Source organism: Cellulomonas pasadenensis (assembly GCF_047229365.1).
GTDB lineage: Bacteria > Actinomycetota > Actinomycetes > Actinomycetales > Cellulomonadaceae > Cellulomonas.
On record NZ_JBFTEP010000040.1, the window covers coordinates 17,946 to 28,699 of the forward strand.

The following is a 10,754-nucleotide window of genomic DNA, read 5'->3' on the forward strand; positions in this document are numbered from 1 at the left end:
TGCCCCCGTAACTCGGGAGAGGTGAGCGGATGGGTGAGACGACGGACCGGTCGGCGTCTGTGGCGCGGCTCTACGCACTGCAACGCCAGACCTACGCTGGTCTCCCATCCCTTCTCGGGCGAGGGCTCGAGGTCCGGGACGAGGCGTTCGAGAGCTACCTGGGCAATGCGCGTGCACTGCTAGCCGGCGTGATCTCGTTCGAGGAGCGCTGGCCGGGGACGTTCACGGTCCAGGACTACGCCGAGCCGCTGGTCCAGCAGCTCTCGCGCTACGCCGACCACTCCGACGCCGCAGGCGAGCGGGAGCGGGCCGAGGCCCTGCGCGAGGAAGCAGACCGGCTCACCGAACGGCACCTCGACCTGTTCGCCACGGCGTCGGTGGCGCGTACCCGGGCGATGGAGCACGCCGCTGCCGGCCGGTTCCACGAGGCGCTGGCGGGGCTGAGCGCGGCGCACCAGGCGTTCGAGTCGTCGGGCGATCGCGTGCAGGCGGCGCAGACGCTGATCCAGCAGGGCAACGTCCTGGAATGGCTGTGCGACTACGACCGCTCGCTCGCCGTCCTCGACACCGCCGAGTCGCTTGTCGCCGAGGACCTCGGTGACGGACCGCCGTCCGGGGCCAGGATCGCCCTCGCCTTCGGCAAGGAAGTGCTGAACATCGTCCGGGGCAAGCACGGCACCGGCGGCATGGGAGGCATGGAGGCGCTGGCGCTGCGGCGGGTCCACGTCGAGATCCTCCAGGGCCGGGCGCGCGTCAACCGCCGCCTGGGCAACTACGACGAGGCTCGGCGGCTCTTCGACGAGTCGCGGTCCTTCGTCGAGCTCCTCGTCGGGCCTGGCATCGACTTCCACGTCGCCGCCATCGCCCTCGCCCAGGGCGAGCTCGAGGAGGCCGACCGACTCCTCTCCACGATCGCGCCGGCCTTCGAGAAGAGGGGCCTGCTGCGCCCACGCCGTGCCGCGGTGCGCCAGCTGCAGGCCGACCTGCTGCTCGCTCAGGACCGACCCGCGGAGGCGCTCGCGCGCGCCGACGACGGCCTGGCCGACCAGGAGCGGTACCCCGACCTCGACCTGGCCTGGAAGCTGCAGTGGCGCCGGGCCCGGGCGCTCAGCGCGCTCGGCCGTGCCCAGGAGTCGCTCGACGCTTACGAGGCGGCTGCCGACGCGGCGGACACCCTGCGGCTGGCCCCGCTCGGCTACGTCCTCGACACCAAGTTCCTCCAGGACAAGCTTCCCATGTTCGAGCAGGCCATCGACGAGGCGGTCGGGCAGCACGACGCCGTCCGCGCCGTCCACTTCATGGAGCTGGTCAAGGCGCGGGCACTGGCGGCCGTGCTCGGCAACCCACGTCTGCCCGGGGACATCGGGAACGGCCTGGAGGCACGGTTCGACGCGGTCTGCGTCGAGCTCGACGCCCTGTCGTTCAAGCTCGACAACGGGTCGGCAGCGGCCGCGGACCTCACCCGGCGCCAGCAGCTGCTGCGGACACGGACCGAGCTGCTCGAAGAGATCCGCGTCCAGGACCCGCGCTGGCGCGCAGTCACCGTGCCGGCACGCGTGGGGGTGCAGTCCCATGCGGGCCGCAGCGTCCTCGTCCTGCACCGCCGCGGCCGGCGCATCGTCTCGGTGGCGATCGGCCCCGACCGCACGGTGATGGGTGAGCTGACGTGCACCGAGGAGACCGACGCCGCACTCCTGGAGTACGCCGCCAACCTGCGGAAGTCGTCGCCCGACTGGTTCCTCTCCGACCTCTCCGGCGAGCTCGGCGTGACACTGACGGACCTGGTGCCCGACGCCGTCGCCGCGGCCGCAGTCGCGGCGGAGACACTGGTCGTCGTACCTCACGGGATCCTGCACCTGCTGCCGTGGGCCGCTCTGCACCTGGGCGAGCGGCGTCTCTTCGAGCACACTGCGGTCGGGGTGCTGCCGAACCTGTCGGCGCTGACGCTCCTTGACGGCGACCTCGGGCGCCCACGATCGGTCGCGCTGCTGGGTGACCCCGACTACGCCGACCTGCACACCTACCAGGACCTGCCGCAGGCCGGCGCAGAGATCGAGGACGTCGCCGGCCTGTACGACGGCGACCTGGTCGCCCCTCCGGTCACCCGGGCGGCCGCCGACCAGGGGGCCCTCGTCGCGCTCCTGCAAGAGCCCGACGTCGCCGGGTCGGTCCTGCACGTCGTGTCCCACGGCGACCTCGACGCCGACGACCCCCTGTCGTCCGGGCTCGTCCTCACCGGCTCCAGGCTCGACGCGGCCGAGGTCATGCAGCTGCGCTGCGCCTACCCGGAGGTGGTGCTGAGCGCCTGCAGCACCGGCTGGCGCCCCCAGGCGTCACGCGGCCTCGAGCTCGCCGGCGACGACGCGCTCGGGCTGACGGCCTCCTTCCTGGAGGCGGGCGCGCGGTCGCTGCTGGCGAGCATCCCGCAGGCGAAGGACGACGTGACACGCCGCTTCATGGTCGAGTGGCACCGGCAACGCCGCGCGGGGGCGACCCCCCTGCACGCCACTCGGCACGTGCAACTCGAACTGTTCGCGGCCGACCCGGCCGCGATCTGGTCGTGGGCGGGAATCACCGCCTACGGCTGCAGGTAGGCCACGACGAGGGAGTGCAGCGTGAGTGACATCTACGTCCTGATCCCCGGGATCATGGGGAGCGTCCTGGAGAAGGATGGCCGGGACGCCTTCGGGCTGACGGCGTCGGCCGGGCTCCGCGCGCTGTTCTCCGGTGGGAGGTCCATCCAGAGCCTCAGGCTGGAGCCGGGGCTGGAGGGACAGCCCGACGACGGCGTCGTCGCGTCACGACTGGCAGAGGACGCCCATCTGATCCCCGGCTTCTGGAAGATCGACGGCTACAGCCGCGTGGCGTCCTACCTCCAGAAGCGCCTGCGCGCCGTGCCGGGCCGGACCTTCTTCGAGCTCCCCTACGACTGGCGGCTGGACAACCGGGTCGCCGCCCGGCACCTGCAGGAGCGCGTCGCGATGTGGCTGACCGCCCAGCGCGCCGAGCACCCCGACGCCAAGGTCGTGCTGGTCGCACACTCCATGGGCGGCCTGGTGGCGAAGTACTTCCTGGAGGTGCTCGGCGGATGGCGTGACACCCGGGCGCTGGTGACCTTCGGGACGCCGTACCGCGGCTCTCTCAACGCCCTCGACACCCTGAGCAACGGGGTGAGCAAGGCGTTCGGGCTCGTCGACCTGACGGACCTGGTGCGTTCGTTCCCGTCGATCCACCAGCTGCTGCCGATCTACCCCTGCGTCGAGGTCGACGGGATGACCCTTCGGCTGACCGAGCTCGACGCCCCGCTACCAGGCCTGGACCCGGGAGCCGTCGCCGCCGCACGGCGCTTCCACCAGGAGATCGAGGACGCGGTGCGGATCAACAACACGCTGGGGGAGTACGCCACGGCCCGCTATCGGACCCACCGCGTGATCGGGACCGAGCACCCGACGACCGAGTCGGCCGCGCTCACGGGCTCAGTGGTCACGATGCGACGTTCGCACGTCCTGGGCACCCACGGCGGCGATGGCACGGTCCCACGCGTCTCGGCCTCCCCGCTGGAGCTGGACGATGACGAGGGGGCCATGTTCGCCGGAACCCGGCACTCCAGCCTGCAGAACGCCGACGCCGTCCTCACCCAGCTCAAGGGGTGGATGACGACGGCGGACCTGCGCGGGTTCCGCGCCGGCGGGCAGGTCCGCCTCTCCCTCGATCTCGACGACGTCCACCCCACCGACGCCGGGGTGGCCTTCACCGTCACCCCGTCATCGACGCCGTCGTCGGGACGGCCGACACCGCCGACGGAACCCGCTACGTCGAGACGCCGCGCGTGCCGCCGGGCGTCTACCGCCTGACCCTGACCGGCGACGACCAGGTCGAGCCCGTCAGCGACCTGCTCGTCGTCGCCCCGCGATGAGCCGCGGCGGCACGCGGCGCTCGTCGTGCCGAGCAGCCCGAGCCGACGGCGCCGCGGTGCCGGTGCGACGGTGCAACCGGTCGCCCTGCACGTCGCGTGGGTGCTCGCGATCGACAACGTGCGCCGCGGTCACCGGCTCAGTCCAGGTGGCCGCCGACGGCGCCCGCGCCGCCGGCCTTGGCGGCCCCGAGGGCACCCCGGGTCACCATCGGTGCCAGCGGCGAGGTCGCCGCGGTGCCGCCGCGGGCGACGTGCGCGGCCTGCTCGCGCAGCCGCTTGGCGACGTCCTCGGCCGGCTCGCCGCAGAAGCGCACGAGCGTGTCGGCCAGGGCGGTCAGCAGCTCCGGCGGCTGCGACGCCTCGACGTAGTCGCTCAGGGCGAGGACCAGCAGGTAGGTCCGCCGGCGCCCGTCCGGCGGGCGGAGGGCGAGAAGGAGCCCGCCGGCGCCGTTGGGCACGAGCGCGACCTCGGTGCCCGGCACCAGCTGGATCTCCCGGCGCACGCGGCACCGGATCGTGGCGACCACGCCCGTCGTCGGGTCGAAGGACGCGGACCGCCAGCCCAGGTAAGTGAACCACAGACCCAGGAGCGGGAGGCCGACCGCGACCCAGACCCTGTTCTCCGGCTGAGTGGCGGCGACCCATCCCGCGACCACGACGACCGCCACGAGCGTCGCCGCGATCCACCGGTACCACGTGCGCGAGCGCAGCTCGCGGACCTGCACCTCCCCGCTCGTCATCGCGCGTCCCCCTGGGCGGATGCGGGCGCGACGCCCACGGCGGCCGTCACCGCCGCGCGCAGCATCGCCTCGACCTCGGCCCGCGGTGCGGGCCGTGCGGTCACAGGCGCGTCCGCGTCCCGGTCCGCGGTCAGGACCCACGCCCCGTCCGGGCCGGTGAACAGCCCGTGCAGCGGAGGGGAGTCGTCCTCCGCGCGGCGGATCACGACGTCGGAGCGCAGCAGTGCCGAACCGAGCGCCTCGACGACCTCGAGGGGCGGCTCCGACCCGTCCCCGTCGAGGGCGAGGGCCGGGCCCGACCCGTCCCCGCACTCGGGGTGCACGGCCGCGTCCACCACGAGGTCCGCGAGCTCGGTGGCCGAGGCGAGCGCGAACCGGTGCAGACCGTCGTGGCCCACCTGCTCGAGGACGACGACGTCGTCGACGACGTGCGCGTACCAGAAGTCCTGGGTCACGGCCGTGGTCCTCGCGACGGCCACGACGGCCTGCGCCGCGCGGCGCAGTGCGACCAGTGAGAGCACGTCCTCGCGGACCTGGAGCTCCACCGTCGCCTCACCGACCGCGGCGGCGAGTGCGGCCGGGGTGGGCGGCTCGAGGATCCCGCGAGCCACCAGGCCCCGGTACGCGGTGCGGCGTACGGCATCACCGGTGACCGGGTCCGCCTCGTCCTGCCCGTCGAGGTACGGCGTCACCACCAGTCCGCCCGGCCCGGCGAGGATCGCGAGCTCCTCGTCCGTGAGCACCTCCACCGGGACCGCCCGCGCGGCCGTCGTCCCGGCCGTCACAGGAGCCCGAACGAGAGCACGTCCAGCGCACCCTTACCCATGTCGCGCACCGCCTCACCTGTCTCACGGACCGCTCGCCCCGCGTCGGCGAGCCGGTTCCCGGCCCAGTCCTTGGCCTCGGACACGGCCTCCGTCGTCGCGTTCCACGCGTCGGCCACGCGCCCGCCCGCGGAGGTCAGGAACTGCCCGATCTCCTCGCGGTTGTCCCACACCAGGTTGCCGAGGCTCCACGCCCCGTACGCCAGGACCGCGCCGCCGGCGACCGCGAGGCCGACGGGGTTGAGGGTCATGAACATCAAGGCGCCGGCCCCGACCGCTCCTGCGGCGCCGAAGCCCCGCGTGGCCCACCCGCGCGCGCCCTCGTACCCCCCGCCGGTGAAGGCGTCGAGAGCGCCGGTCGCCACGGTCACGGGCAGGAACACCTTCCCGAACGCCCTCGCTCGGTCAGCGTTGCCCAGGAGCTTCCCCACCCACTCCTTGGGCGCCTTGCCGTACTTGAACTCGTCGAGGGCCGTCGCGATCGCCTCCGCGTCCTTGACGGGCGCGAAGGCGAGCTTGAGGAGCTTCGCGTACGACGCGCTCCTCGTCCCGAGGCCGAGGAGCTTCTTGATCACCTGGGCCAGGGCGACACCGCCCGCGCCCACGGCGCCGAGCGAGGCGATGTGGTCGCGGGAGGCGACGACCCGCTGCAGATAGGCCTCGACCGCGGACTCCAGGGTCTGGGGAACCTGCACGGCCTCGAGCCGTCGCGCGACGTCCCGGTCGGTGTCCGCCAGCAGCGACAGCGCCGCCGAGATGGACTCGGCGTGGTCCGCGGCCTGCCGGTTGAGGGCGCGCTGGCGCGCCTCGCGCTCCGTGCCGGCACCCGTCGGGTCACCGGGCGAGGTCAGCACGGGCGGCAGCGTCGGTGCCGTGACGCGCCCGTCCGAGGCGACGGAGAACCCGTCGGCACGCGCCAGCTCCACAGTGCCGAGCACGGCGTCACGGGCGCTGCCGATCTGGGAGGCGCCCGACTCGAGCACCGACCGTGCCGAGGCCAGCGCGTCCGCGAGTGCGAGACCGCTGCCCGCGTCGCGCGCCATGCGCTCCGCCGCTGCCCGGGCGGCGTCGCCCTGCCACGTCTCGGCAAGCCGCGCCATCGTCGCCTTCGCGGCCTGCACGTGCGCCTCGACCTCGGTGCGCGCGCGTTCGACACCGGACGCCGCGTCGGCGAGTGCCGTGGGACGCCACGCCCGTGCGACCTCGAGGGTCAGGGCGGCGCTCACAGGGGGGCCAGCGGCGCGAGCAGGCGGAGTGCGGTCTCCTCCTCGAGCCGGAAGTCCTCCGCGGACCCCGCCGCTGCGGCGCCGGCACCCTGCAACCGCTCACCGAGCACCTGCACGGCAGCGGCCAGGCGGGTGGAGACCCAGAGGCTCGCGTCCGCGGTCGCTGACCCCGGCAGGCCCTCCGGCACGAGGGTGAACGGCCCGGCGACGTCGGCGGCCCGCACGGCGGCTCCGGCCGCGTCCCACTCGTCGGCCGCGGTGTCGAGGGCGGCCGGGTCGACGGAGACGGTCACGCGCGTCGTCCTTCCTGTCCGGGCGTTCCGGGGGCGGGTGTTCCGGGGGCGGCGGGAGGGGTTCGTGTCACGGCGTCGGGATGCTCAGCAGGTCGAGGAGCACGTGCTGCCGAGGCAGCGCCTTCAGAGGAGATCGGCGGAGGTCCCCGCCCTCCTCCAGCCACCGCGCCTGGTCCCGCAGCGTCGCGACGACCTTCCACTCGTCGCGGACGCCGCGCCGCTCGACCTCCGTCGCCAGCTCGAGGAGCAGCGCGGCGGACTGGCTCGCCTGGTGCTTCCGGCGCACACGCACCAGCGGCACGGTCGCCCGGCGCAGGCCCCGGAAGCGCTCGAGGGAGAGGTCGACGCCTCGACGCCGGACGGAGAACCAGAGCAGGGCGCGGCCGTCGGCCACGACCGGCCGGCGACGCCAGGTCGTGCGCGCGGGCGTGAGCAGGCCCGAGCTCCTGTCCAGCGTCGCGGCGACGCGGCCGTGAGCACCACGGTCGAGCGACGGGAACACGAGCACGGCACGGGCGTCGGTGGTCATCGGCGTCCTTCCGTTCCGCGACGGCGTGGCTGGTCGCCGCCGCCGCAACCTATCGGATGCGGGACCGCGCGTGCGTGGCTCGTCCCACGTCCGGGTGCAGGCCGAGCCCTGCCCGGTCGCCCCGCCCTTAGCAACGAACGTTGACAGACGCCTACGGAGCAACCTAGGTTGACAGACGTGGAGCAACCCGAGGTCGCCGTCACCGCGGGCGACACGTCCGACCCGCTCACCGGGCTCCGCGCCGTCTCGTCCCTGCGGGTGCTCGTCGAGTCGTACGAGCTGCGCCAGGTCGAGGCCGCGCTGCGCGCCGGCATGAGCTGGCAGGAGGTCGCCGACGCCCTGGGCGTCACCCGGCAGGCCGTCCACAAGAAGTACGCCAAGCGGATCGACCCGACCATCTCCGTCCCCCGGAGGAACCGCGCATGAGCCGCCTGACGGACGCCGTCGTCCTGTCCCAGCAGATCGTCGTCACCGCCACGGAGGAGGCGTACCGCGTCGGCCACGCCCAGCTGGACCTCGACGACCTGCTCGTCGCGCTCACGGCGGTCGGCGGGCCGGCGGGCGAGGTGCTGCGCTCGCTCGGCGCCACGGTCGACCGTGCGCGCGCCGCCGTCGCGCAGGTGCACGCCGACCGGCTCGCGGGCGCCGGCGTCCCGGCACCGACCCCGCAGCCGCGCGCGCTGCCGCGCTCGGGCGGCGCGCTGCCGTGGTCGCCCCGTGCCGACCGGGTGCTCACGGCAGGGCAGTGGGACGTCCGCTCCTTCGACGACCGCCCGGTTCTGCGGGCCCTCGTGCGCGAGCCCAGCGGGTTCGTCGCCGAGGCGCTCGCGGTCCTGGGGCTCGACGCGGACCGCGTCCTGACCGCGCTGGACGCCTGGACGCCGGCGCCGACCGTGCCGTCCGGTGCGCTCTTCTCCCCGGACCCGCGGCCGTGGCGCACCGTCACCCGCACGGGCTGGGTGCCCGCGCCGCCGGCACGGGTCTGGTCGCTCGTCACCGACCCGGCCCGGCGCACCACGTGGGACCCCTGGTACTCCGCCGTGGAGGAGCAGCCGGACGGCACCCTGCTGGCGACGCTGGTCGGCGAGGAGCAGGGCGCGAAGCCCGTGCCCGCGGGGTTCGAGCGCCAGGAGGTCGTGCCCGTCGCGCGCGAGGAGGGCCGGCTCGTCGAGTGGGAGCTGCGCCGCCCCGACCGGCCCGGCGGCGCGCCCGTGCAGCGGCTCGCGGTCGCGCTCACGCCGTCCGGTGACGGCACGCGTGTGGACCTGACCGTGCGCTGGCTCGGGCGCGGCGGCTGGCGCGCGGTCGTCGGGACCCTGCTGCGCCCGGTCGGCCGGGTCATCTGGGGGCAGATGCTCCTGGCGAAGCACGCCGGCATCGCGCGCGCGGTGCGCTGACCGCCGTCAGGACCCCAGCAGCCCCAGGTCCAGCGCGCGCAGCACCGCGCGCGTGCGGTCCCGGACGCCGAGCTTGAGCAGCACCGCCGACACGTGGTTCTTCACGGTCCCCGGCGCGAGGTGCAGCGTGTCCGCGATCTCGCGGTTGGACCAGCCGGCGGCGAGCAGGCGCAGCACGTCGAGCTCGCGTGCGGTCAGCGGCTCGGGACGGTCGAGGCCGTCGACGACCACGGGCCGGTCGAGCAGCGCCCGCAGCAGCCGGTCGGTCACCGCGGGCTGCCACAGGCGCTCGCCGGCGGCCACGCGCCGCACCGCGTCGACGAGCTGCTCGAGCGTGACGTCCTTGAGCAGGTAGCCGTGGGCGCCGGCGCCGAGCGCACGGGCCACGAGCGCGTCGTCGTCGAAGGTGGTGAGGACGAGCACGGGCGTCGGGTCGCCGGCGTCGCGCAGCGCCTCGAGCGTCGCGATGCCGTCGCGGCGCGGCATCTGCAGGTCGAGCAGGAGGACGTCCGGCCGGTGCTCCGCGACGAGCGCGAGCGCTTCGTCCCCGTCGGCACCCTCGGCGACCACGTCGACGGCGTCGGAGAGCCCGAGCAGCCCGCGGACGCCCTGCCGCACGAGCGTCTGGTCGTCCACCAGCACGACGCGGATCACGTCGGCACCCGCGCCGTCACGCGGAACCCGCGGCCCGGTCCGGGGTCGACGACGAGCGTGCCGCCCAGCGCCGTCACCCGCTCCTGCATGCCGCGCAGCCCGTGCCCCGGCTCCCACGCGATCGCGCCCGGCCCGTCGTCGTGCACGTCGACCTCGACGGCGCCGTCGCCGTCCCGCCGCACGTGCACCGCCAGGCGCGTCGCACCGGGCGCGTGCCGCAGGGCGTTCGTCGCCGCCTCCTGCACGCAGCGGACGACGGCGACGAGGTGCGCGTCGTCGAGGTGCACCGCCGGGGCGACCGTCAGCGACGTCGCGAGCCCGGGCAGGTCCAGGACGTCGCGCAGCGCCGGCTCGAGCCCGCCCGCCGCACCGCCGCGCAGCTCGCCGACGACCGCCCGCACGTCGCGCAGCAGGTCCTTGGCGACCGTGCGCGCCCGGCCGACGTGCTCGGCGGCCGCGCCGTCGACGCGGTGCGACGCTATCTCCAGCTCGAGGGCGAGCGCCGTGAGCTGGTGCCCGATGACGTCGTGCAGGTCCCGCGCGATGCGCAGCCGCTCGGCGTCCCGGCTGCCGACGGCCAGCAGCGCGCTCGTGGCGCGCAGGTCGGCGTGCGCGGCGGCGAGGTCCGCGTGCACCGCCGCGAGCGCGGCGTGGGCGGCGTCGGCCTCCGCGCGTGCCTGCGCCTCCCGCAGGGCCGTCCGGACGGTGATGGCGGCGAACGTCTGGAACGCCGCGTAGACGACCACCGTGAACGGCACGCCGACGACCCCGCGGCCGGCGAGGGCGGCGCCGACGGCCGTGGCCAGCGACTGCACGGTGACGAGCGCGACGAGCCCGGGCGTGCCGAGCGTCGCGCTCGCGGCGGCCGTGGTCACCACGAAGAGCACGGGCGTCCAGTCGGCCGTCGGGTTCGCGACCCACGCGACCGACGCCGCCACGACGAGGGCGACGACGAGCACCCGCTCCGGCGGCGGTCGACGCAGCCGCACGACCTCCGCGTCGACCGCGAACACCGCCGCGTACACGAGGAACGCCGCCCACCAGACGGTACGCCCGGCGACCGGCGCGTCGGAGAGGGCCACGTCGGCCACGAGCTGCGCGACGCCGACCGCGAGGACGGCGACCCCGCCGGCGCCGGCCCCGAGGCGGTCGGCGGGGGTGGGTGTGGCGTGCGC

At 75.0% G+C, this 10,754-nt stretch carries 11 protein-coding genes; 4 read left to right on the forward strand and 7 right to left on the reverse strand.

Annotated elements, in window-relative coordinates; genetic code table 11:
• Window positions 1-188 precede the first annotated feature (188 nt).
• Together AB6N23_RS07890 and AB6N23_RS07895 are read left to right on the forward strand one after the other, a co-directional pair.
• Window positions 189-2,594 carry a CHAT domain-containing protein gene (locus AB6N23_RS07890; protein WP_412865549.1) on the forward strand — a complete coding sequence of 802 codons (2,406 nt, stop codon included), beginning with the start codon at window positions 189-191 and terminating at the stop codon, window positions 2,592-2,594.
• A gap of 21 nt (window positions 2,595-2,615) precedes the next feature.
• Window positions 2,616-3,854, forward strand: coding sequence for a lipase/acyltransferase domain-containing protein (locus tag AB6N23_RS07895; RefSeq protein WP_412865550.1), 1,239 nt, complete (start codon window positions 2,616-2,618; stop codon window positions 3,852-3,854).
• A 199-nt stretch (window positions 3,855-4,053) separates the two neighbouring features.
• On the opposite strand, the gene AB6N23_RS07900 is transcribed toward AB6N23_RS07895, so the two are convergent.
• The 5 genes from AB6N23_RS07900 to AB6N23_RS07920 all read right to left on the reverse strand — a co-directional run bounded on the left by AB6N23_RS07900 (window position 4,054) and on the right by AB6N23_RS07920 (window position 7,528).
• Entirely contained in the window at window positions 4,054-4,656 is a 603-nt protein-coding gene (locus tag AB6N23_RS07900) for a hypothetical protein (protein WP_412865551.1), read from the reverse strand.
• The gene (locus AB6N23_RS07905; protein ID WP_412865552.1) at window positions 4,653-5,441 is read right to left on the reverse strand and encodes a hypothetical protein; all 789 of its coding nucleotides are present in this window, start codon (window positions 5,439-5,441) and stop codon (window positions 4,653-4,655) included. The genes AB6N23_RS07900 and AB6N23_RS07905 overlap by 4 nt, the downstream gene beginning before the upstream one ends.
• Window positions 5,438-6,706: a hypothetical protein gene (locus tag AB6N23_RS07910; protein WP_412865553.1), complete on the reverse strand. Its 1,269-nt coding sequence runs from the start codon at window positions 6,704-6,706 to the stop codon at window positions 5,438-5,440. Before AB6N23_RS07910 ends, AB6N23_RS07905 begins: the two co-directional genes overlap by 4 nt.
• Window positions 6,703-6,999 carry a hypothetical protein gene (locus AB6N23_RS07915; RefSeq protein ID WP_412865554.1) on the reverse strand — a complete coding sequence of 99 codons (297 nt, stop codon included), beginning with the start codon at window positions 6,997-6,999 and terminating at the stop codon, window positions 6,703-6,705. Before AB6N23_RS07915 ends, AB6N23_RS07910 begins: the two co-directional genes overlap by 4 nt.
• A gap of 67 nt (window positions 7,000-7,066) precedes the next feature.
• Window positions 7,067-7,528, reverse strand: a complete 462-nt coding sequence (locus AB6N23_RS07920) for a hypothetical protein (protein ID WP_412865555.1) — start codon at window positions 7,526-7,528, stop codon at window positions 7,067-7,069.
• Window positions 7,529-7,705: 177 nt separating this feature from the next.
• Here AB6N23_RS07920 and AB6N23_RS07925 point away from each other — a divergent pair, with 177 nt between their 5' ends.
• Both AB6N23_RS07925 and AB6N23_RS07930 read left to right on the forward strand, forming a co-directional pair.
• The gene (locus tag AB6N23_RS07925; RefSeq protein ID WP_412865556.1) at window positions 7,706-7,954 is read left to right on the forward strand and encodes a hypothetical protein; all 249 of its coding nucleotides are present in this window, start codon (window positions 7,706-7,708) and stop codon (window positions 7,952-7,954) included.
• On the forward strand, window positions 7,951-8,925 hold the full coding sequence (locus AB6N23_RS07930) for an SRPBCC family protein (RefSeq protein WP_412865557.1): 975 nt from the start codon (window positions 7,951-7,953) through the stop codon (window positions 8,923-8,925). The genes AB6N23_RS07925 and AB6N23_RS07930 overlap by 4 nt, the downstream gene beginning before the upstream one ends.
• 6 nt (window positions 8,926-8,931) lie before the next feature.
• On the opposite strand, the gene AB6N23_RS07935 is transcribed toward AB6N23_RS07930, so the two are convergent.
• Window positions 8,932-9,579: a response regulator gene (locus AB6N23_RS07935; protein WP_412865558.1), complete on the reverse strand. Its 648-nt coding sequence runs from the start codon at window positions 9,577-9,579 to the stop codon at window positions 8,932-8,934.
• Window positions 9,576-10,754, reverse strand: a 1,179-nt coding sequence (locus AB6N23_RS07940) for a sensor histidine kinase (protein WP_412865559.1), incomplete at its 5' end; no start/stop codon positions are given. The genes AB6N23_RS07940 and AB6N23_RS07935, both read right to left, overlap by 4 nt.

Coding starts and splice junctions, on each gene's coding strand:
- AB6N23_RS07900 (WP_412865551.1), bottom strand. CDS start 4,656: ATGACGAGCGGGGAGGTGCAGGTCCGCGAGCTGCGCTCGCGCACGTGG.
- AB6N23_RS07920 (WP_412865555.1), bottom strand. CDS start 7,528: ATGACCACCGACGCCCGTGCCGTGCTCGTGTTCCCGTCGCTCGACCGT.
- AB6N23_RS07930 (WP_412865557.1), top strand. CDS start 7,951: ATGAGCCGCCTGACGGACGCCGTCGTCCTGTCCCAGCAGATCGTCGTC.